We start from the raw sequence: 25,437 nt of genomic DNA, 5'->3' as shown, positions 1-25,437 counted from the left end.
GCCGGCTGACATCGCCCTATGCTCAGGCTCCCCCTGCGGTAGCCGCTGAGCCCTCGCGGACGGCTCACCGCCCAGGCCCCTGCGCGATCCGGGCCAGGAACGCGTTCACGCCTGCCTGGTGGACGTCCTCGACCGGTACCGACTCTTCCGGGATGGTCGGGAGTACGGGCGGAAACGGAGTCCCGCCACCACCGGGGCCACCGGGACCGTTCCCGGGCTCCTGGCCGGGGTCGCCGCCGGGGCCGCGCAGGCCCAGTTGAGCCAGTCCCTGCTCGTCGACCTCCACCAGGATCGGCTCGTCCGGGCCGCTCGTGATCGGCGCCTGCCACTCGGCGGGAACCTCCTGACGCCGTCCAAAAAAGAGTTTCTTCTCCCGATAAGCGGGCGTTACCGTCCACTGCGGTGTCAACCGGACCAGGTACCGCCGGCCGCCGGCAGCCTCCGGCCCGGAATGCGGCGCATGCCGCTCGGTGGCGAAGGAAACGTCCTCCTTGCGCTCCCGTTCCAGCCAGTTGGCGGCCACGTCGGCGACCATCCCGAACGGGCGGTAGGCGGCGGTTTGGTGTCCCGCCTGGACGTCGGGCGCACGCAGATCCGTGTACCAGTACGGACCGGCTTCGTTCACGTGCTCCGAGGCCATTTCGGCGTGCGACTTCTCCGCCGAGGCCCGGGTCAGGGAGCCGCCCTCGATGGCCCGCACCAGCTCCCGCGCCACGAAGTCGACCGTGACCGTCACGTGGGACAGCGCGTCCCCGGCGACCTCGACGGTGTAGCCCTGCGGCGCCATCGCCTCCCGCAGCTTCGAACGCAGCAGTGCCGAACCGGTCTGCGCCTGCAACTGGAACCCCGCACGCGGACGCAGCGCCGGCCGCCCGTCCTCAGCCCCGGGGTGCGCCACGTCGTCCAACGCCGCGTGCAATCCGGGTGCGTCGAACGGACGCACCAAGGCCTTCTCCGGCAGTCCCACCGGTACGCCCGCACCGCGCTGCCACTCCAGCAGCGAGCCCCGGACCGGGACCGTGGTCGACGGTCCGGCTTCGTCCTCGGCCGGCAGCACCTCCTCCACCGGCACCGTCGACCGCACCGCACCCGCCAGCGGGAACTCCTCACTCCACTTCCCACCGAACCGGCGCCCACCCAACTTCGGCAGCCATTCCGGCAGATGCTGGCTGTAGTGACCCGGCCGCGCATACGGATACACGTCCATCGTCACCACCAGGTCATGCAGGAACTGAACACTCTCCTGGGATCCGATGCTGGTGACCGACTGCTCGAACTCCTGCGTGAACTCCCACTCCTTGGTCCGGGCGTGCACTCCGGAGAGGGGCCCGAACAGGAAGATCGGGGCCGGCTTCCCCGTCACCGCGGGATACCAGAACGCCGTGGGAATCACTTCGTACTCCCAACCGGTGCGCTTCGTCTTGCCCGTGCGCCGTGTCGACTCCAGGCCGGAGCTCGACGTGTGCCCGGTGATCACCCCGTGGTAGCCGCCCTGGCCCAGCCGGGCCCGAAGCACCACCAACTGCTCCACCTTGCCGAACGGAGTGTCACCCTCAAGGAAGATGGGCCGCCCGCCGTTCAGCATCTCCTCGATGACCGCTCCGAAGCCGGACGTACTGAGCATCGGACCCAGCACATCGTGGATCAACCGGTCGTTGATCCGGTCGAACTTCGCCACCCGCGCCGGTGGCGCATCCGCCTGAGGCTCCGCGGGCCTGCCCAGGACCTGATAGGCGATGTCCATCCAGCTCCGCGCCATCCGGCCGTTCGCCACCGACCACTCGTCCAGCCGCCGCGCGATCTGCTGCACCAGCTCGACGCCCGCCTCAAGCCGGTACAGCTCCACCCGGCCGCTGCCCCGGCCCACGTTCACCGGCGGCCGTACCGCCAGCGGCAACGAGCGCGGCACCTCCACGATCGCCAGCTCCGGCTCGGACGCGCCCAGCTCCTGCTCGGTCTCCAAGGCGGCATCGGCCTGCCCGGCCAGGTAGCGGCTGACGTCAGCATCCTCCAGCTTCTCGACATCGGCCTCGGTCAGCGCGTCGATCCGGTGGATCTCACTCGCCGGCACCCACACCTTCACGGCGTCGGGCACCGGCACCCACTTCGACCGCTCCTTCGCCGTCCCCCGGTGGAGCAGGGTGGAGATGTCCTGCCACGCCCGGCCGGTGGCGGTGTGCACCTCGTACGTGGCGTCGAAGCTCACCAGGTAGCCGCGCTCGACCCATTCCTCGGCGGAGATGTCCTTCGCCGCGTCAGCCGCCGACACGCCCTGCACCTGTGAGTACATCGCCGCGGTGTCCAAGTCCGGCCCGAAGTAGCCGAGGACATGACGGATCACTGCCATGATCCCGCCGCCGAGCTTGGCCCTGACGCCCCACCCCCGCTGCGCGTCCGCCCCCCGCTCGGTCTCGCCGAACCGCGTACCACCGAACCGGTGCGCGTCGTCGCGCGCCAGCACCCGGACACCGGTGAGACGAGCCGACAGGTCCAGCCGCGCGAACAGCTCACGGGTGCCGGCCAGACCGGCCCGGTTGTGGCTCTTCAGGCGCACGGTGTCCTTGAATCCCACCGTCTGCTCGAACCCGGCCATCCGGGCCTCGGGGCTGGTGAAGCTCTCCAGGACGTCCAACGACGCGTTGCGCTCGTTCAGCTCGTCCGGAACCCGCTCGAACCAGTTCCGGCCCTGGTGCCTGTCGAACGCCACCGGAGCGGCACCCAGCAGCGGCCGCCGGTACAGCTCCCGCCAGCCTGTCCCGCCGGGGGCCGCCAGCATCTCCGCCACCGTGCTCTGCAGCTTGGGCACCGGCTTCAACGCCTCCAACGCGAAGCCGGCCGGCAGATACCGCGGCCGCTCATCCGGCTCCGGCGCCGGACCCTCCTGCCACACCACCGCCGACGATTCGCCTGCCGAGTCCGACGGCTCCGCCAGCACCACCGCGCCGCGCTCGGGCACCACCACCTCGACCCGGCCGGGAACCACCGACGCCGAATAGCCCTCGGAACCGTCCGCCTCACGCCACCGCGCCACCTCGCCCGGCACCGACCAGCGGCCACCCACCAGCACCTGGAAATCGACCGGGTAGTCGAAACGGTGGATGCGCTCGCCGCCACCCAGCGACTGCTCGAAGCCCACCTTCTGCCCGGCCATGTCCGTGGCGGCCCGGTTCTTCTTGTAGGTGATCTGGAAGGTGCCGAACTCGATGTCCTCATCGCCGATGTAGCCGGCAGTGGCGATGCCGGTGGACCTGTCCTTGCGCTTGGTGACCGCGACGTTCTGCGTGTGGCTCGCACCGATCGAGCCGTCGAGGGTCACCCCCACGCCCTCGCCGAGATAGCGCGCGTCCGCGGCCTTCATGACCCCGCGGATGAAAACATCCGGTGCCCCGCTGACCCACGCGCTCAACGGGAACCTCACACCGTCCGCGCCGTGCGCCAACTCCCGCGCGTGCTCCCGCAGGAACGCGCGGAACTCCACCGCCACCTTCGGCAGACGCTCGGCGGCCAGCAGCCCCTCGGCCTCCAACCGGTGCAGCACCCGGCCCGCGATGTCCTCCACCGTCTCATCCGAGATCCGGTACGCGGCGTCCACCCGGTCGGGGACGTCGAACCGGCTCACCCCGGCCGGCTCCGCCACGGGCACCACCGGCGCAGGCGATTCGTCGGGCTTCCGGGTCCACAGCGTCGCCGCACCGCCGTCCACCCGCTGCACCGCGCTCTTCGGGCCCGAACCCACCCTCACCACATAGGTGAACTCGACCCGGCGCTTGGCGACCGGACCGGCGTACGTCTCCGCCGAGACGTGCTCGCGCCGTTCCGTCGTGCCGCTGCCGGTCTTGGTGAGGCGGTAGTCCATGTGGACCACACCGATGTTGGCGGTCAGGGCCTCGGTGCCGCCGACACCCACGATGACGCCGCCGCCCGAGCGACGTACATAGCCCTGCTCGGACGTGCTCTCCGCGCCGACGGTACGGGTGTGGGCGATGCTCCCCTCCGCGTCCGGGAGGTCCCGCACGGCCGGGTCGGCGATCGCCACCGCGACCGGGGTCCTCCCCCACCGGCCCGCGAAGGGGAAGGACTTCCGCACGACCTGACCGCTGAAGAGTTCCGGCGCCTTGTCGGCCAGTTGGTTCAGCCAGGCGCGGAACTCCCTCGCCGCCGGGTCGTTCAGCTTGAAGTCGCTGCCCAGCGCGCTCTGCACGGCCTTGTCGACCTCGCCGAGGCCGGCGAGCACGGCGTGCTCGATCGCCTCGGGCTGCCGCGCCGGTGCCACGGCACCGGCGTCCGCGCTGGTCCCCTCGGCGAGATCGTGCCGGGGCCAGGCCAGCGCGACATCCACGGGGACGTAGTCGACCCGGGTCACCGCCCCGCTCCAGGGCCAGCGGCCGCGCACGCGGATGGAGAGCCGGTACAGCGCCGTGTGCCCGGCGGCCGTGCTCGGCACGTTCGCCTCGACGACGGTCGTCTCCCCACCGCGCTCGACGGCCGAGGAGAGCGCCGAACTCCGTTGGTTGACCAGCCCGGCGATCCTCCCGAAGAAGAGGAAGAACGGAATGGGCACCCGTATCAGACGCGGCTCGATCAGCGCCCGGGCACGTCCGCTCGACACGCCCTGGCCGGCCGGCTGGTGGGTCCGGCCGAACCCGAACTCCGTGCTTCCCGAGCTCAGTCCGTGCGGGCTTCCCAGTCCCACGGCCTCCAGGACGATCTGCGGTCCGCCGTTCACCCCGGGGCTGAGGTCGGCCACGTACCCGCCGTCGAGCGCACGGTGGAAGTTCGCCTCGAGGTTCCCGTCCGAGAAGGCGTTCTCGACCAGCTCGCGGATGGTGCGGTCGGCAGCGGCGGCGCCGAGCAGCCGGACGATCGCGTCACGCACCTCCGCGCCGTCGATGTGGTTCAGGACCTTCGGCCGGTCCACCCGCGCCTGCCGGGCGAGTGCGCCGGGATCGGTCGGCAGCGGCCACTGCTCGGCGAGGTCGCTCGTGGCGGAGTCGGCGGACACTGCCCGGACCTGCTCGTCGAACGGCAGCACGCCCTCGGGGGCGTCCGACGGGCGGCTCTCCGCGGTGGCGTCTTCCGTGGCGGCCGACGCGGACAGGGGCGGCACCGCGTCCTCCTGGATACGGGCGAGGACCATCGCCACATCGTCGTGGACCGGCGGCTCGGCGCTGTCCGAGTCAGTCCGATCATCGCCTGACCTCTCTGCCGGCTCCTCCAGCTCTTCCAGGATGATGGAGAGCCCCTGCTGCCCCGGAGGCCGCCCCCCGCTGGGACCGTCCTGACCGCTCCAGGGCCCTTGGCCGATCTCGTCGCCCGGGGCGGACAGATCCAGATCGGCGAGTCCCTCGCGGTCGACCTCCAGCAGGATCGGTTCGTCCGGTCCGGTCGTGATCGGCGCCTGCCACTCCTCGGGGATCGGCTTCCCGCGCAGGCCGAACAGGAGCTTCTTCTGCCGGTAGGTCGCCTTGACCGTCCACTGCGGGGTCAACCTGACCAAGTACCGGGGAACGGCAGCGCCCTGCGCCTCGGCTTGCTGAGCCTGCTTCTCGGTGCCAAAGGCGACAGACTTCTCGCCGCCCCACGCCGTCCAGTGGCTGTAGGAGTCTTCGGCCAGCACGTACGGCCGGTTCGCCGCAGTGTGGTCGTGGATGTGAGCTGCCGGCTCCCGGAAATCAGCGAACCACAGAGGGCCGGCCCCGCCTGCGATGTCCGAGCCCAGCTCCGTGTGCGACGTGTCCGCCGAGGTCCGAGTCAGGGAGCCGCCCTGGATCACCCGGACCAGCTCCCGCGCCACGAAGTCGACCCCGATCGTCACCTTGGCCAGCGCGTCCCCCGCGACCTCGATCGAGTACCCCTGCGGCGACATCGCCTCCCGCAGCATCGCACGCAGCACAACCGGACCCGTCTGCGCCTGCAGTTGGAAGCCCGCCCGAGGCCGCAGTACCGGCCGCGTCGACTCGGCCCCGGGGTTCGCCAGCTCGTCCAACAACTGTTGCAATCCAGGCGCGTCGAACGGACGCACCAGCGCCTTCGCCGGCAGCCCCACAGGCAGCCCGGCGCCCTGCTGCCACTCCACCAACGAGCCATCGACACGCCCGGCCTGCTCGACCGACGGTCCGGCTTCGTCCTCGGCCGGCAGTACCTCCTCCACCGGCACCGTCGACCGCACCGCACCCGCCAGCGGGAACTCCTCACTCCACTTCCCACCGAACCGGCGCCCACCCAACTTCGGCAGCCATTCCGGCAGATGCTGGCTGTAGTGACCCGGCCGCGCATACGGATACACGTCCATCGTCACCACCAGGTCATGCAGGAACTGAACACTCTCCTGGGATCCGATGCTGGTGACCGACTCCTCGTGCTCCCGGGACAGCTCCCACTTCGTCGTCCAGCTCTGCACACCCCCGGGACCGGCCGACAGCCAGGAGGCCGGACGGTGCGACGCACTGGGATAGGCGACGGCCATGAGCGCGTAATCGGTGTCCCAGCCGGACCGTTCCGTCTCGGCCTTACGCCGGGTCGACTTCAGGCCGGCCTGCAAGGTGTGGCCGGTAACCGTGCGGTGGTAGTCGCCCCGACCCAGTCTGGCCTTCAGCATCACCAACTGCTCGACCTTGCCGAACGGAGTGTCCCCCTCAAGGAAGATCGGCCGCCCGCCGTTCAGCATCTCCTCAAGCGCGGCACCGAATCCGGAGGAGGTCAGCACCGGACCCAGCACATCGTGCACCAACCGGTCATGGATCCGATCGAACTTCGCCACCCGCGCCGGCTCCTGCGGCTGCGCCGGCCTGCCCAGCACCTGGTACGCGAGGTCCAGCCAACTCCGGCTCACCCGGCCGTTCTCCAACGACCACTGATCCAGCCGCCGCGCGATCTGCTGCACCAGCTCACCCGCCGACTCCAGCCGGTACAGCTCCACCCGACCGCTGCCGCGCCCCACGTTCACCGGCGGCCGCACTGCCAACGGCAGCGAACGCGGCACCTCGACCACCGGCGGGGGCTCCGCTGCCGCCGACGACTCCCCGACCGGCGTCTGCGACTCCTCCACGCGCGCATCCGGCTCGGAGTCCACCGCCGCCGCGCGGTAACGCTCGGCATCGGCCTCTTCCAGCTTCGCGACGTCGGCCTCGGTCAGCGCGCCGATCCGGTGGATCTCACTCGCCGGCACCCACACCTTGACCGCGTCGGGTACCCGCACCCACTTCGACCGCTTCTCCGCCGGCCCCTCATGGACCAGCGTGGAAATGTCCTGCCACTTCCGGCCCGTAGCAGTGTGCACCTCATACGTCGCGCCAAAGCTGATCAGGTAGCCGCGCTCCACCCACCCCTCGGCGGAGACGTCCTTCGCCGTATCCGCGATCGACGCTCCATGCGTCTGCGAATACAGCACGCCGATGTCGAGTTCCGGCCCGAATGAGGTTTCGAGGTTGGTGTCCGGTATCAGAATTCCCGCGCCGAACTTGGCCTTGACGCCCCACCCCTGCTGCGTGCCCGTCTCCTGCTCGACCTCTCCGAACCGGGCACTGCCGAACCGGTGCTCCTCATCGCGCGCGAGGACCTGCGCATCACCGAGCCGAGCCGACAGATCCAGCCGCGCGAACAGCTCACGGGTGCCGGCCAGACCAGGCCGGTTGTGGCTCTTCAGCCGCACCGTGTCCTGATAGACCGCGGTCCGCTGGAACCTCGCCGCCCTCGCGTCGGGACTGGTGAAGAGCTCCAGCACGTCCAGCGCCGCGTTGCGCTCGTTCAACGCGTCGTGCTTCCGCTCCAGCCAGTTCTTGCCCTGGTGCTGGTCGAACGCCACCGGCGCGGCACCGATCAACGGCCGCCGGTACCACTCCCGCCAACGCGTCCCCCCGGGCATCGCCAGCATTCCCGTCACCGTGCTCTGCAGCTTGGGCACCGGCTTCAACGACTCCAACGCGAAGCCCGCCGGCAGATGCCCCGCCCGCTCATCCGGCTGCGGCGCCGAGCCCTCCTGCCACTCCGCAGTGGACGATGCGCCGCCCCGCTCCGAGGGCCCGGCCAGCACCACCGCAGAACGCTGCGGCACCGCCACCTCGACCCGGCCGGGAACCGACGAGGCCGTGTAGCCGGCGGAACCCTCCGCGTCACGCCACCGCGCGACCTCCCCCGGCACCGACCAACGACCGCCCACCCGGACCTCGAAGTCCACCGGGTAGTCGAAACGGTGGACCTTCCCCACACCGCCCAGCGACAGTTCGGATCCCGTCCGATGCCGCACCTTGCCGGTACCGACCCGGTTGGACTTGTAGGCGATCTGGGTGCCGCCGTACTCGACGTCCTCCGCCTGGTTGACCAGGAAGCCGGCACCTGCCACGCCCAGGGAGGTGTCCTTGCGCTTGGTGACCGCGACGTTCTGCGCGTGGCTCGCGCCGATCGAGCCGCCGAGCGTCTCCCCCGCGGCCTCGCCGAGATAGCGCGCGTCCGCGGCCTTCATGACCCCGCGGATGAACACGTCCGGGGCCCCGCTGACCCACGCGCTCAACGGGAACCGCACACCGTCCGCGCCGTGCGCCAACTCCCGCACTTGGTCCCGCAGGAACACGCGGAACTCCACCGCCACCTTCGGCAGACGTTCGGCGACCAGCAGCCCCTCGGCCTCCAACCGGTGCAGCACCCGGCCGACGATGTCCTCCACCGTCTCATCCGAGATCCGGTAGTCCGCATCCAGTCGATCCGGCACATCGAACCGGCTCACCCCGGCCGGCTCGGCGGCAACAGGTTCCTGCACCGCGGGTTCCTGTTCCTGCACCGCAGGTTCCTGCACCGCAGGTTCCTGCACCGCGGGATCCTGCACGGCCGCCGTCGTCGCGTTACGCTCGCGCGTCCACAATGTCGCGGTGCCGCCGTCCACCTTCACCAGCACGCTCTTCGGGCCCGAACCCACCCGCACCACGTAGCTGAACCCGACCCGGCGCTTGCCGATCGGACCGGTGTAGGTCTCCACCGACGTGTGCTCGAACTGCTCGGTCGTGTCGCTGCCGGTCTTGGTCATTCCGTAGCCGAATACGGCGGGGCCGAGAACACCGGTCAGGTGGGTGGTACCACCCACCCCTGCGACGACGCCTGCGCCCCAACGCCGGATGAGTGCCTGTCCGGACGTGCTCTCCCCGCTGATCCCGTGAGTACGGGTGATGTTCCCTTCAGCTGCCGGAAGATCCTCGACGACGACGTCCTTGGCGATGGCCACGGCGACCTGGGTCCTGCCCCACGGCCACGTCATCCCCCCCTTGTCCGCGAAGGAGAAGGACTTGCGCACGACCTGGCCGCCGAACAGTTCCGGCGCCTTTTCGGACATTCCGTTCAGCCATTCACGGAATTCCCTGGCAGCGGGATCGTTCACCTTCAGTCGCCTGCCCAGCGCCTCCTCGACGGCGCGCAACACGTCAGTGCCGCGACCTGTGAGGTTCATCTCGGCGTGCACGATCTCCTCGGAACGCTGCTGGGGCTCCCGCACGGCGTCACTCGGCTGCGGCGCCGCGGCCGCCTCGGGGCGGCGCCAGGCCAGCGTCACCGGAACATGGACGGTGTCCACCCTGGTCTTCCGCTTGCTCCACGGCCAGCGGCCAGGCGTCTGAACCGAGACCCGGTAGGTCACCGTGTGCCCGGCGGTGGTGACCGGCACCCCGGTCTCAACGACCTCCGTCTTCACGCCGCGCTTGGCGCTCGCAGCCAGACTCGTGTCCCGGACGTTGATCATCCCGGCGATCTTCCCGGCGATCTGAAGGAACGGCAGGGGTATCCGGGCCGCTCGCGGTTCGAGGAACACCGGCTTACGTGCGACCGACGCGCTGTGGTCCGCCGCCGCATGGTTCCGCCCGAACCCGAACTCGGTGGTCCCGGAAGTCAGCCCGTGCGGAGTACCGAGGCCCACCGCCTCGACCGTCACCTGCGGTCCGCCATTCGTCCGGGGACTGAAATCGGCGGTGTACCCGCCGTCGAGGGTGCGGTGGAAGTTCGCCTTGAGGTTCTCGTCCGAGAAGGCGTTCTCGACCAGAGCGGGGGTGGTCCGGTCAGCGGAGTCATCTCCGAGCATCCGGGTGATGGCAGCACGCACCTCGGCGCCGTCGAGCTCACCGGTCACCTTCGGCCGGTCGACCCGTGCCTGCTGCACCATGCCGACGGGGTCCAGCGGGAACGGACCCCGGCCGAGCACGTCCTCCAGGTCGGTCTCCGCGAAGAGCGCGGACAGCGGCGGCCGGTCGGTGCCTGCGGCGGCGGTCTGCGACGCCGACCGGGGACGGGGCGTCTCGGTGCGGATCAGCGTGCCCTCGGCACCGATGTGGAAACGGTGGCCGGTGCGAGTGGCCGTGACCACGAAGCCGGCGGCCTCCAGCGGTTCGTCCGACGCGTCGTCGGCCGGGCCGACGACGAAGTGGCCGGCGCGCTCGTCGGCTTCGGCGAACCCGAAGGTCCGCTGCGTCGTCCCGTCGGCCGTCACCGCATCGGCCAGCACGACCTTCGGCAGTCTGAGCAGCCGGCCGGGAACGTCGTGCAGGAAGACCTCCCTGGACACCAGGTTGTCCCCGGCGTCGAACTCCATCCGGAGCCCGATGAGGTCGTGGACGACCACGTGGCGTCCACCCCAGCCCTCGGTGACGGTGAAGGCGTCCTGCATCGGTGCGGCGACACCGGACTCCAGCGCCTCCCGGTAGGACCGCAGGACCCGGCGCGCGCCGTCCACCAGGCCCGTCAGGGCACGGGCACGGAGCGTCCGAACGTCCTCGTGCAGCGCGTTCAGGTCCTGCCCCAGCACGCGCGTGCTGTTCCGGGCCCGCTCGATCACTCGCTCGACCTGCGTCACGCCCGGCGCGGGAACGGATGCGTCGTCGAGGGTGTGCAGGAGATGGCGGAACTCGGCCAGGGCCTCGACGGCGGTCCGGTCCACGGTCCGCGGCTCCGCCGGCGGCGCCGGCTGCGTGGCGGCCTGGAACTCCCTGGCCTCCCGCAAGGTGTCCTCGAATACCTGCTCAAGCGACGACGCGGACCAGTCGTCCTCCTGTGGCGTCTCCTCAGGCAGGGCCTCCCGCGCGGGCGCGTCCAGCGGCGGACGGAACTCGCCGGTCGGCGGAAGCTCTGCCACCTGCTGCTCGACCATCGGCGCCTTCAGACGGTCCGTCAGCGCACCCTCCGTACCCGTGTACCGGCCGGCGCTGTCGAAGCGGAGCGTGAAGCCGCGCCCGGCGTCGGTCAGTGTGAAGCCGCCGTACTCGAGCCGACCCAACGTCAGCGCGCCTGTCCGGCCGGAGGACCCCTCCAGCCCCGGCACCGGCCCGGACGGGGTGTGCTCCACGACCACCTGCAGTCCGGCGACAGCATCGTGACCGGTGAGCGGAACCAGCCGGCGGGTGAGCACGCCGCGCCTGTCGAAGCGCCAGTGCGCCACAGCGCCGTCCTGGGCACCCGCCACTGGAACGCTGACGGCGAGACCGTCCGGGTAGCGGGCCAGCCGCCCGCCCTCCGCCTGGAGGCCTTCATCGTCCAGCAGCCTCAACGAGCCGTCGATGCCGGTCGGATTCTCGAGCCGCACCATGTGATGGGTACCTGGCAGCACCAGGTCGCGGAACTCGAACAGGCCGCCGGAGCCGAAGTACAGATGGTCCACGGCTCCGCGGGCGGCAGAGCCGCCGCCCGCACGCGGCGCCACGGTCCAGCCGGGCACCGGTCGGCTCTGGGCGTCCACCAGCTCCAGGTGCGTGGCCGCCGCGGACGTCTCGGTGGCCGGAATGTCCGTCCGCCGCAGCCGGTACCCGGCGAACTGCGGGGCGCCGTGGAGCGGCTCCTCCGTCACGACCATGTCGGCCGCGGCGTCGTCGGCGTCGTTGACGACGATGCCCTTGGAAGGCTGCTCGTCCTCGGGGCCCACGTCATCGGCCGGACGCTTCACCCCGCGCCGGTCAGTGGCCTGGCCGGTGGCCGACTCGACGGCGGCGACGTTCACCTCGCCGTGCGCGTCCACGCCGTCCTGGCCCATGTACCAGGGGCGTTCGGCGTGCGGCGGCTGCGCCTGCGCGGAGGTCTTGGCGGGCGTCGTGGCGTCGAGCGTCGCGGCGGTCGAGGGCGCGGAGGACGCCTCCGCCGTGCGGTCGTCGCTCTGCGGTTCAGGCTGCGCCTGCGCTGAGGCCGCTTCCGTTTGCTCGGGCACATGCACGCTGTCGGTAGCTTCGAGGTCCCGGGCCTCGCGGGTCACCGCGTCCGCGGCGGCCTCCCCGGCTGAGGCCTCCGCCGGAAGATCGGAAGCAGCCGTCTCGGGCACCTGCCGATCGGCGTCCGAACCCGCCGCCGCCTCGGAAGAGGATTCCTCGATCGACTCCGCCCGCTCGTCCGGCTGCGACGCGGACGAGTCGCGCCGCGGCCGCAACACGGCCTTCGTGAGCGTGCCGTCGGCACTGAGGAAGAACTGGTCACGGGTGTGGAGATCGTCGATGCCGAATTGCCAGCGGGGATCATCGCCCGCTTCGAACTCGCCGTCCCTCGAGGCGATGTGGAAGCGCTCCTCGATCTGCGTCGGCGTCCCATCCGCCCACAGGAACGTCAGAAACCTGCCGTCGGAGCCGTGGGTGACCTCGACCCGCTGTCCCTTCAGCTCCGCGGGTACCTCATGCAGGTAGACCTCGTGCGAGACGATCGCGCCCGTCGGCCCGAATACCGTCCGCAGACCGGTGGCCTCGTGCACCACCCCACGTCTGTCCGCCTCCGGGGGCTGCACCGTGAACCCGTCCACGGAACGCCCCGTCTCGGCAGCGTCGGCCCCGGCCGCCTCCAACGCCCGCCGTGCGTCCGTCCACAACCACTCATGCACCGCGGCCCGCAGCTCAGCCGGCGACTCTCCCGGCAGCGCCCAGGCCTCCTCCGCCGACGGCTTCTGTTCCGCGAAGGGATCCATCCCCAAACGAATCAGGAAGTCCGTCGCATCCCGGGAAATCAGCGGGATGAGAGCCGGATGCCGCGCAGGGGCCGGGGGTTCGGCCACCCGCGACGCCTTCGGCAGCGTCTCCTCAAAGATGCGGGCCAACTCCGGGTCGTACTCGGCACCCACCGTGCCCGCCGAGTTCTGCTCAGCAGGGTCCAGTCGCGGCGTACTCGCCGGAAACAGGACGTCGCCCATGCGGCGCAGCCACGCCTGCCAGGGCGCCTCACCGCCCCGGCGCACCGACACCAACGTTCCGTCCGCACGGAACCGCAGCACGTCCCCGGTCACACGGTCGGTCAGGACGAACCGCTCACCCTGCCATCCGGCCGATCCCCACTCAAGGTCGTGGGACGCCACCGCCCACGGATCGTCGCTGACCAGCTCGGCAACCCACTCCCTGGGCGCACTCTTCGAAACCGGAACCCGCCGCTTGCGTATCCGCGCACCCGCCAGGTGGCCGGGCAGCCCCCGGCCCGACAGCGGCACCTCGACGTCCCGGGGCTTGCCGTTCCCGTCGAAGTGCCAGCCCAGCTCATCCCCAGGGGCACCGACCGACACCCCGGTCAGCGCACCCTCCTCGTCGCGGACCTCCAGCACCTGGTACCGGCCCGACGCCGCGCCCCCGTCCGCCCTCACCAGGGACGGCACCGGACCGTCCTCGCCGGCGGCGAACCGCAGGAAAACCTCTGTCCCCGCCAGTCGCACATCCAGCGCCAGCGGCGCCCCGTCCTCGCCGAACTGCCACCGCACGTCCCCGGCGGCATCGGCAACGGTGTAACCGCCGCCCGCCCGCTGCGCCACCACCCAACCCGGCAGCAGCTTCCCGTCTCTGTCCACGACCTTCGGGAGAGCGGGCATCCCCATTGTCTCGTAATGAGCGGCCGCCGCGGCCGACAGCAGCCGCACCCGGAACTCAGGAACAGGCAACCGCGTCCCAGGGCTCCGCTCCGGAACCGTCTCCAACCCCGGCCGCCACCGCGCCCGCTGCCTTCCACCGGACGACGACACCTCGTCCTGGCCAGGCTCCTCCCGCACCTCCGCCTGGCCCGACTCCTCCTGGACCGCCTGCCGGCCGGCAGACGCCTCCTGCTCGGCATGCGCCTGCGCCTGCACGTCAGCCGACGGCACCTCGGCCTCGACCATCGGCGCCTTCCCGCGTCCCGACACCGCGCTCCCCGACGACTCACCGACCTGCGGCAACACCTGGCGGACGAGCACACCCCGCGCGTCGAAACGCCACTCCGCCACGGCACCCTCGAACGCGACCTCCACCGGGACCGCGACAGTCAGACCGGCCGGGAAGCGGGCAAGCCGCCCACCCTCGACAGGCAGCCCCTCGCGGTCCAGCAACTCCAGCGGACCGCCGATACCCACCGACTCCCACAACCGCACGACATGGTCGACGCCAGGCAGCCCCAACTCACGGAACTCGAACCGGACACGGGAATCCAAGTACAGGCTGCCCTCGGCTCCCTGGACGACGACGAACCCGCCACCCTCACGCGGCAGCACCGTCCGATCCGGCACCACCTCACCCGCGGCATCCACCAACTCCAGCCGCGAGGAGGCCGGGAACGTCTCCGTCACCGGAACATCCGTCCGCCGCAGCCGGTACCCGGCAAGCTGCGGAACGCCGTACACCGGCTCCTCCAGCACCCACGCCGCCGGGTCCTGGGCGTCCGGCCCAGATGACCCGTGCAGCACGCGCTCGCCGTCGGAAGGCCGGTCCTGGCTCGGTGTTGCCGAATCGGACGGCTCTGTGCGCTGGACCTGCCCGTCGACGGAACCCTGTCGGGGTGGCGCCTGCGAGAGGCCGTGCGGAGACGAGTCGTCGAGGGAGGCCAGCGGGGCCGAGACCTCACCGGGCGCCCGCGAAGGCTCCGTGGCAGCGGGGTGGGGGGCCGGGGCTGTCGTCGGCCACGCGGCCACGAGCTGGGTGTACGTGACCCGCCGGCCGGGCGTCTTCAGAGCCGCGACCAGATCCAGCAGCCGCACCCGCTCATCCTGCTCGACCGGGGCGTCCGCCGCCGCGCCATCCAGGCGACGCACCAGAGCGTCGAGGTTGCCGACGGCGACCGGAGAGCCGGAACCGAGCTTCAGGACCCGGCGCGCCAGGTCCACGGTCCGGCGCACCGTCGCCAGACGCTCAACTGTCAGCTGCTCCGGGCCTTCGTACACCTCACTTGCCACACCGGCCAACTGCCAGACGTGCAGCCCGCCGGTCGCACCCACCCGTCTGGCGAGCGGCCTCAGATCAGCACGCTTCACCACCGGGCGGGAGCCAGAAAGCCGCTGGAGGGCGTTACGAAGCGCGGCGGCGCGGATCCGCGCCTCAGCCGGGTTCCCGGCGTCCGCAGCGGGGAAGTCCGGCAGCTCCTCCGTGGCCTCGATCAGCTCGTACCTTCCATCCTCGCCCTCTTCGATCAGACGGGAGGTGATCTTCATACGGGCCCCGGGCAGCAGCAGCACCTCCTCCTCGCCGGGATCATGCGCGAAGGCAGAGATGTCGCGGCCCCAGTTCCCGGTCAGTTCGGTGCGGACCAGCACGGGGTGGGTCAAGGGCAGACGCGCCAGCCCCTCCATGAACAACATTGCCTGTTCGTCATCCCGGCTGAAGCTGGAGAACGCCTTGAACAAGAGCTCGGAGCCGCCGAATCCGGGCGAGATCAACCGCCCGATCCCCGAGGTGAGATCGCCCACGGAACGCGTGCCACGCCATGCCACGCCCCGGGCGGGCGGCAGCTGCGCAAGAGCGTCCAGCAGCATCGCGGAGTGGACCGCCATCTCCTTCTCGATGGCCGGCAGCAGCGGCTCCGCGGCAGCGTAGAGCCGCTCCACGAGCCACGCACGCTCCCTGGACGTCTCATACGGCGACGCGAGGTGGCTGCGGAGCAGCGCGCGGATGGCCGGGTCCTCCCACAGGATGGCCGGAAGGATTTCCTCCTCGGTGTCATCGACGTATCGGCTGAGCAGCCGCCAAACCTGTATGCGCAGCGCCAGGCGGGTGGCACCGGACTGGAATGTGAGCAGCACGTTCATCAGCGGGTGCACCGCACCCGTGTAGGTCATCAGGGCGGTGAAGTGGGCGGGGCTCAGCCGCTCCAGCACCTGCCGCGCCGTCATGCCGTTGACCCGGAGCCAGCGCTTGATCGACGGCAGCTCGCTCTCCACGTCGCTGTCGCTGTCGCTGTCCACTGGCTGGTCGACGATGCGCCAGAAGTCCAGCCGCCGGTTTGCGGCCTGCTGCCGAAGCGATGCGCCGGGGTCGCGGAATCCGCCCTGCTCGTGTGGGGTGTTCAGCTTGGACCAGTAGGTGGCCTCGTGCGGCAGCATGCCGCCGTCGCCGACCCGCTCACGCAGCTCGGCAAGCGGCAGCCCCGGAACCGACCGGTACATTCGCGCCGCGTCCTCCAGCGGGTTCGCCATGAGCGACGGCACCACATCCGCAGTCTTCAGACCCGCCAGGATCTCGTACAACGAGTGATCCTCGCCCGGCAGCATCCACCCGATCAGCGACAGCGCCAGCCCGTCCGCGTCCCCGCCCGGCACGTTCAGCAACTTGAACGCGTTGCCCATCTTCGCCGCATGCGCCGACACACCCGCCACCAGCGGCATACCCCGCCTGTCGTGCATCTCCCGATACAGCGACGAACCCGGCTTCAACGCCCAGTTGGCCTGGCCCGAGACCACAGGCAGCGGCAGCTCCGGACCCTCCTCACCCGCAGCCAGGTCACCCGCACGCGGGTCCTCGATGACCGCGGGCTCCTCGACGATCCGGGTGATCCCGGTGACCGTCCGACTCTCGGTGCCCTCCGGGGCGCTGTAGTGCACCTCCACGCCCAGCACCCCGGGCTCCCGGCGCAGCTCCTCCAGCAGCGGCTCACCCTGCTCGTCGAACCGCACCCGCTCCAACGGCACCTGCTCAGTGCGGAAGCCCAGCACCTGCAACGCGACCCGGTTCTCCGGCGCGGCCAGGAACGCAGCCTCCCGCTCACTCAGCGCAACGCCCGCACGCTCCCAGTCACCCGGCGTCCTGGCAACCTCCGACGCCAGCCGCTCCCCCTCCGCACGCCAACGCCTTGCCCCGCTCCCGTACTTGACCGCCTCCCGCTTCCACGACGCCGACTGCGCCACCACATTGCCGACAGCGAAGAAGTCCTTCTCGAACGCCTTCACCTTGCCCGGCGCCACCACGCCCAACACCCCGTTGATCCAGGAACGCAATCCACCGCGCAGGAACGCCGCCTGCTCCCGCAGCGCCTCCACGTTCAGGCCCAGCCGCTCCGCCCGAGCCCAATCACGGCGATCAGCGATCTCCAGCAGCAGCGACCTCAACGTCAACGAAGAGTCGTTGAACCACGCCGCGTTGTAGAACGCCGTCATCAACTCCCGCACGTTCCCGCGCTCCAGCAACACCTCCAGCCCCAACGACCGCGCCCGCTCCCCGACCTGACCCGCAGACGTCACCTCGTCCTTGAAGAAGACCCCCTCGATCTGCTCCCGGCCCAGCTCCGGACGCGCCTGAGCAAGCACCTCGAACAACCGCGCCACGCTCTCCCGCGCCGCCGCAAGCGCCCGCGGGTGATGGAAGACATACGAGCCCAACCGCGCCTCAAACGCCTGCGCCCTCGAGAAGTACCCCGCATCCGCGTACAGCGCCCGCATCGACCGGTCTCCACCCACAGACACCGGCGACACCAAATCCACCGCATCGCCATCGAGCACGGTGAAGCTGCCAAATGCGTCCTCGTAGACCGACGACGCGGCCTCCGACGGCCTGGCGTCCACCGCCTCAGTAGCAGAAAACTCCGAGGCGGCCGGCAGGTCCTCCGTCGAGGGGGGCGTCGGCCACGCGGCCGAGAGCCGGGTGTACGTGACCCGTCGGCCGGGCGTCTTCAGAGCCGCGACCAGATCCAGCAGCCGCACCCGCTCACCCTGCTCGACCGGGATGTCCACCGCGGCACCGTCCAGACGACGCACCAGGGCATCCAGGTGCTCGAGGGCCACCGGCTCGCGGGAACCGAGCCTCAGGACCCGGCGCGCCAGGTCCGCCGCGCGGCGCACGGTCGCCAGACGCTCGACGGTCAGCCGCTCCGGCCCCCCGTACACCTCGCCCGCCAAACCGGCCAGACGCCAGACCTCCAGCCCGTTCACCGCACCGATCCGCGACGCCAGCGGCTTGAGATCACCACGCTTCACCACCGGACCGGAGCCCGACAACCGCTGCAGGGCGTTCCTCAGCGGCGCGGCCTGGACCTGCGCCGCCACCGGATCCGCCACGCCCGGGTCCGAGAACTCCGGCCGCTCCTCGACGGCCTCGATCAGCTCATACCTGTCGACCTTGGTTACCTGGTGGTGCCTCTCGTTCCTGCCGTCGACGATCCGACGCGAGGTGATCCTCATCTGGGCCCCGGGCAGCAGCAGCACCTCCCGCTCGTCGGGGACCGACATGAAGGCGGAGATGTCCCGGCCCCAGTTCCCGGTGAGTTCGGCGCGGACCAGGACGGGGTGGGTCATCGGCAGGCGAGCCGGGAGCCCCATGAACACCTGCGCCATTCCCTGGTCCCAGCTGAAGCTGGAGAACTCGCTGAAGGAAAGCTTCGAGCCGCCGAATCCGGGAGAGATCAACCGCCCGATCCCCGAGGTGAGATCGCCCACGGAACGCGTGCCACGCCATGCAACGCCCCGGGCGGGCGGCAGCTGCGCAAGAGCGTCCAGCAGCATCGCGGAGTGGACCGCCATCTCCTTCTCGATGGCCGGCAGCAGCGGCTCCACGGCAACGTAGAGCCGCTCCTTGAGCCGCGCCCGTTCCCTGGACGTCATGTCGCCCACGGGCGCGGCTGCTGTCAGCGCCTCCACCGTCGGGTCCGAGCTCAGCTCGTCCGGCAGCGGCTTGAAGTCCGTGACGTCGAGGTACTTGTCGATGAGCCGTCTGACCTGGATGCGAAGCGCCATGCGGGTGCCGCCGGACTTGAACCTGAGCAGCACGTTCATCAGCGGGTACACCGAACCGGCGTAGCTCATGAGCACGGCGAAGTGGCCCGGGCTCAGCCGCTCCAGCACCTGCCGCGCCGTCATGCCGTTCTCCCGCAGCCAGCGGTCGACCGGCGAGTTGCTCGCCGCGGCGCTGCTCAGCGGCTGGTCGACGCGTCGCTGGAAGTCCTCGTAACGCCGGACGGCCCTGTCCAGGGTGTCCTCGCCGGGCTCGCGGAAACCGTCGAGGTCAGGCGCGGTGTTGATCCTGGACCAGTACACGGCCTCGTGCGGCAGCATGCTCTGCACCTGCTCACGCAGTTCCGCAAGCCGCACACCGGGAATCGACCGGTACATCCGAGCCGGGTCGTCCAGCGGGTTGCCCGCCAGCGACGGCACCACATCCGCCGTCTGCAGACCCGAGAGGATCTCATAGACCGAGTGCTCCTGCGTCGGCAGCAGCCACCCCAGCAAGGACAGCGCCAGGCCCTCCGCGTCCGCCCCTGCGGCGTTCAGCGTCTTGAACGCCTTTCCGGTCTCCGCCGCCGTGGCAGAGACACCAGCGTGCGGAGCACCCTGCGCGGACGACGCCTGATCGCGCACCGCCCCCTCGTCGAGGCCCAGCCGCTCCGCCGTGGTCCAGTCGCCGGACTCCACGAGCCCCCGCACCAGCGCCGTCAGCGTCAGCGGGGAGTCCTCGAGGAACGCCGCCTTGGCGAACGCCGTCATCAACTCGCCGACGTTCCCCCGCTCCAGCAACTCCTGGAGAGGGGATGACGCACCGTCATCCGGGAGCAGGACCCGCTCGATCTCCTCCGGGACCAGGTCCGGATGCGCCTGGGAAAGTACTTCGAACAGACGCTCGACGCTCTGTCGCGCCGCCGCCAGCGCCCGCGGGTGGCCGGCCGCGAACGAGCCCAGCCGCGCCTCGAACTCCTCCGCCTTCGCGGCATACGACACATCCGCATAGAGCGGCTGCAGCGTCAGGTTCGCGCCGAGAACCACCGGCGGCAACAGGTCTACCGCGTCGCCGTCAAGCACGGCAAGGTCTTCCGGAGCCGACCGGTCGGCCTCCGGCTCCGCAGGCACCTCCGTCTGCTCGGCACCCGCCGTCCGCCGCAGCCGGTACCCGGCAAGCTGCGGAACGCCGTGCACCGGCTCCTCCACCAGCCGCACCGCCGGGGCGGCGGCGTGCCCCGGCGGCTGCTGCGTGCCGGGCCGCTCGAACAGTGTCCGCGGGGCCACGCCGTCCTGCCCCGGGACCACCACCCGCACGCCGCCGTCGTCAGCGATCTCCAGCAGGGCGTGGTCGAACCAGCCGCCGGCGAAGGCGACCGTCCTGCCATCGTCGCCGGCACGCAGGGCGATTCCCGCCTGGTAGTCGAACTTCCAGTAGCTGCCAGGGAGTTCGCCGTGACTGTCCGGCGCGGCGACCATCTCCTCCAGGCGGCGCCCGGTCTCGGCGCCGACCACGATCCGCTCCAGCGGAGCGGCGCCGGACCCGGTGGGTACCAGGGCCACCCTCTCGCCACCCAGGCCCTCCACCCGGTACTGCGCCGACGGCCTGCCCGCCGCGTCCAGCAGTTTCGGCTCCCCGCCCGGCCGGAACATGTCGAACCGCAGATACCCAAGGCCGTCCTCGAGTGGCTGGTCCTTGGCGATCACCCTGCCGTCGGCGAAGTAGTGCAGCCACCGGCTGGTGTCCTTCTCCAGGACGCTGAACGCCGCCTGCCGATCCTCCCGCAGGTCACGGGGGGTCTCACGGATCGTGAACCGGTCAACCGCCGCGCCGTCGCCGAAGAGTCGGTACCGCATGGCGATCCGGCCGTCCTCCTGCCGGAGGTGCTCAACGGCCACCTTCAGCCCGCGCAGCACCCTGGATCCGAAGCCCGGGATGGCCTCGTGGTACACGACCTCGTGCCGCTCGCCACTGAACCGGGTGACCAGGCCCGTGGGCCGGTGAACGACCTCATGGCCGCCGTCCACCGCCGTGATCGTGAAGTCCCGGTTCGAACGCTTCCGCCGCCGCGCACCCAGGTGGTCGGTGAGGGCCTGACGCGCGTCGTCCACCGGGTCATAGGCCGCAACCCCCTGGCCGCGCACCAGCTCGTCGGGGAAAAGCCCATCCGGCGTGATCTGGTCGCGCAGCTCCTGCTCCGTCAGCGGGGCCAGGTGACGGTAGCGCTCCCAGTTGTCGTGGTACCGGAAGCCCAGCGCGCGGTGACCCGTCCGACGCGCCCACTTGTCCGCCCCCCGGAGGATCTCGTGCAGCGTGTGGTGACCGGCCGAAAGCATGTCACCGACGATGGCAAGCAGAATCCATTGCAGGTCCAGTCCCGCGTCCCAGACACGGTTGGCCGCATCGGCCTCTTTCAAGAAGATCTGGGTTGTACCGGAGATCCCGGACGCGACGAGTCCTCCGGTGCGCTGGGCTTCTGCGTGCAGCCCCTCACCGAACGCCTTGTCATCAAACGGCACCAGCTCGCCGTCATCGCCAGACGGCAGGAAGCGTATGCCAAGCTTCTGGGCGCCGCTCTTCCACGACTTTCCACCGTCCGACCAGGCGTTTTCCTGCTCGCTCAGCGGGACGGTCTCTCTGTATGCGGCATGGGTTGGATCCGGAACCGTGGGGTTCTTGTCCTCCCAACGCTCCTCGGCCTCCTTCCCACCCCGGATGTCCTCGAAGTCGATGTCCAGGCTCTGCGGGATGACGCCGTTGTAGCTGCCGTTCATCAGGAACCCCATGCGCTCACGGATATTGCCGTGGTGCATGACCTCCTCTGCGCTCTCCTCACCCGGGCCCACGGCACCGACCGATGTACGACGCTCGGTGGCGAACTTGAACCGTTCTGAGGGATCCGCGTGCTCCCAGGCCAGCTTGACGAACTTCTCGACCTGCCGCCGCACCTCGGGGTGCTGCACCAGATAGGCGCCCAGCCTGCGTTCGAAGCGGTCGGCCTCCCGCTGGAAGGCCAGTCGCTCCCGGTCGGCCCGGCTCTCCGGGACGTGCGCGACCGCCTCGTCGGAAGCCTGCGCGCTGAGGTGCTCGGACTGCAGCCAGGCGACAGAGCCGCCCACCGTACCGGGCCGCTCGAACAAGACCCGGGGTGCCCCGCCGCTCCCGCCCGGCTGCACCACCCTCAGCCTGCCGTCGTCGGCGACCTCCAGCAGGCCGTGGTCGAGTTCACCGCCCGCGGGCCTTTCCTCGTCGCCCAGACGCACGGCGGTCCCAGACTGGTAGTCGAACTTCCAGAGCCGGTAACCGAGGAGTTCGCCGCGCTCGCGCGGACCTGCGACGGTCTCCTCCAGTACGCGCTGACTCCCGGTGTCGACCGTGAGCCGGGCCTCCTCCCGCCCCGACCGGTCCGTGCGGATCACCGCCATCCGGCCGCCGCCCAGCGTCTCGGTCCTCAGCCGTAGGTCCCCAGGCAGTGGCCCGCGAGAGCCGACGAGCTTCGCCTCCGCGTTCTCACCGAGCCGCAGGAACAGCGGTTCCCGGCCGTCCAGCACGCGCTCGCCGGCCGCCCCCAGACGCAGCGGCATGTCCTGCGCCACCAACCAGGCACCGCGGCTGTAGTGGTAGCGCATGCCCGTTTGGGAGTCGGTGACGGTGAACTCGACCCCCGGGTCACGTTCCATGTCCTCGGGCACCGGCCCGATACTGAACCGCTCCAGCGCGGCGTCAGAGCCGCCCAGTGTGAAGTTCGTCCCCCCTGAGGTGTGCCGTACGACGAGCCACAGATCGCCGAGCGCCTCCGCGTCCCCGCCGACCAACAGCGGCAGCTTCTCCGAGCGCGGCTCGCCGTCCAGGCCGAATTGGTACAGCGCCTTCGCGCCGCTCCTCGCGCCGGGCACGTCGACTGAGACGGTCAGAACGTGCGCCCGCGAGAACTCCACCGGCACGTCGATCCGCTCGCCGCTGTGTTGGTCCACGAGGCGCAACGCCTCCGACGCCCCCAGGGGCGCGTCGATCCGCACCAACCGGTCGCCGCCCGGGAACCCGGCATGGAAGCCGAACGATCCCGGACCGACCGGCAGACTGCGTTCCGCGGTGACGTCTCCCAGCGGAGGTCGTTCGAAGAGGATGTCCTCCTCCGGCACACCCAGCAGCTTGAGGCCGCCATCCTGCTCTGTGACCGCCGAAGCATTCGAGGAGCCGTCCTCCATGACGGGGTGCCCCGCCTCATCCATGCGCACGGCCCGAGAGCGCTGGTGGTCGATCTCCCAGATGCCGGTGATCTTTCCTCGCTTGCCGCGGATCGCGACAGTCTCCTTCAACAGCTTGCCGGTGAGACCGTCGACTTCCAGGTGCTCGATCGAGCCGGCCGGTGCACCGGAACGCACGAGCTTCACCCGGCCGCCGTCCGAGAGACTCGCGCTCCTGTCCTGCGACGGCGTACCGTCCGCCTCCAGCACCTCGGGGGCTTCGCCCGGGCGCGTCGCGTCGTACCAGAGACGGCCCAGTCCTCCGCCCATCCTGACCTGACGCTCCATCACCACAGCGGTGGCGTCGACCGTGTAGCGGTGGCCGTACACGCCGTCGACGATCTCGAGCCATCCTGCCGGGAGCCCGCTCGTCTCCTCCGATACGTGGGCAGAGAACCGCGCGTTCGCCCCTGCTCCGGGCTCACCCGCCAGGTCGTTCCACAGCGACTCCCCCCCGTCCTCGTCCAACTCCCGGTGGACGACGACCTTCAGCGAGGCCATCTCCGCCGGCGCGTCCACCAGCCGGAACTCGCGCGACGTCCACTCGAGCCTGCCGTCGACCAGGTCGAAGGTGGTGCGCAGCCCGGTTGCGTCACGCACCGCGGCGACGCCGCCCGCCTCCAGCGAGGCGATGGTGAAGCCGTCGACGTGCGCCCCCTGCGACTGCCCGGACGAATCGAGCCACTTCCGCGCCGCAGCGGCCGCGTCCTGGAGCAGCTTGTCGTAGGCGGCATCCCTCTGTTCGACCGCCCTGACGTAGTCACCTGAATCCACGCCGGTCCCGGCCAGCCCCGCTCTGGAGTCCACGACCAGTTGCTCGACGTGGGCCATGTCCAGGGTCTCCCCTGCCCCGTCGAGCCCGTACGACTGTACGGAGATGGACTCGGAGCCGATCCCTCGCCTCTCCAGCAGCGGGACTGCCGCGTCAGCCATCGGTGACTGCGTGCGCGGCTCCTCGGGAGCGGAGGTCTCCACGTGCACGCCCTCGGTGTCCGGCGCGTCACCGGAAGTCTCACGGGGCAGGTCCTCGCGGAGCGGCAGCCCGACGCCAACCGCCCCCTCGGATGGCACCTCGGACACCACCTCCTGCCCAGCGCCCGGCTCCGCTGCCATTGTCGACTGCGTCGCCTGCGTAACCTCCCGAAGCACACCCAGCGCGTCGAAGTGATGCGCCCGTCCGCCAACCACCTCCGTCATGGTGATGCCGCCGTCCAGCCGCTCCGCCGACGAGGACGCCGGCTCCTCCAGCTGGAACTTGCGGAGAGCGCCGAACCGGCCCTTCAGCGTGCGCGTCCAAGCGACCCCGTCCGCGCCCGGCAGGAAGTCGGTGCGCACCCGCACCCCGGAGAGCCCGTCGATCCCGTCGCCCCGCAGCGGGACCTCCAGCGCGTACACCTCCACGTTGGCGTCGAGGTGCCACTCCAGCACCGCCTCGTCGGGCCCGCCCGCCGCGGGCATCCGCACCGTGAGGCCACGGTCGGCGCCGGCGGCGATCTCCAGCCCGGGCACGTCCATCAGGGGCGCGCCGTCCGGACCCGCCGGGCGAACCCCGCCGTCCGCCCCCACCGGGGTATAGAACCGCAGCAGCCGGTCCGTGCCCGGCAACCGCACCGTGCGGAACTGGAACTGCCAGGCCGCCGAGAAGTGCAGCGTGCCCGTCCGAAGCCCGGCAACCTTGAAACCGCCTTCCTCGCGCGACGTGACGACCACGCCGGGCAGGGGCTCCCCCTCACGGTCCACCAGGACGAAGCCCTGCGGATACCTGAACTCGACCTTCGCCCCGACGAGTTCGGGAACCTGGTCGACACCGGAGAGCCGCGTCTCCTCGATGGACGGGTCCTCGGAATTCTCCGGGATCGCGTCCAGCACCGGGCGGAATCCACGACGGGCGGCGCGCCGGCGGCCGTCGCGTCCAGCACCGGGCGTCCGGTTGGCGGGCGGCGCGCCGGCGGCCGGCGCGCTCGCGGGCTGCTCTGCGGTGAGTTCGAGGTCCTCCGCCGTATCCGGCTGTCCGGCCTGCTCCTGCTCCTGCTCCTGCTCCTGCTCCTGCTCCTGCTCCTGCTCCTGCTCCTGCTCCTGCTCCGAACTGTCGCCGGCCTGTTCGGCAACATGCCGCTCGGCGGGATCGTCGGCCGAGAGGCCGGGGTGCTCCTCAGTCCTCGCGACGAACGGCCACGCGTCGTCGCTGCGCCGGGCGACGACCTCCCGGCCCGTCTCCGGATCGACGTGGACGTCCTTGTAGCCGGAACGGATCCAGTTCCAGCGCCGCGTGCCGGAAAGCCGCTCGGTGCCGTCGGCACCGAAGCGCGTCCAGGTCCAGA

At 70.8% G+C, this 25,437-nt stretch carries 1 protein-coding gene; it reads right to left on the bottom strand.

Annotated features, from left to right (window positions below):
- Positions 1-64: 64 nt before the first annotated feature.
- On the bottom strand, positions 65-24,985 hold the full coding sequence (locus ACWD4J_RS35735; RefSeq protein WP_451399672.1) for a hypothetical protein: 24,921 nt from the start codon (positions 24,983-24,985) through the stop codon (positions 65-67).
- Between the last annotated feature and the right edge of the window lie 452 nt (positions 24,986-25,437).

This window comes from Streptomyces sp. NPDC002577 (assembly GCF_053594815.1).
The sequence above is the reverse complement of the archived record's forward strand: the minus strand, read 5'-3'. Positions and strand labels throughout refer to the sequence as shown.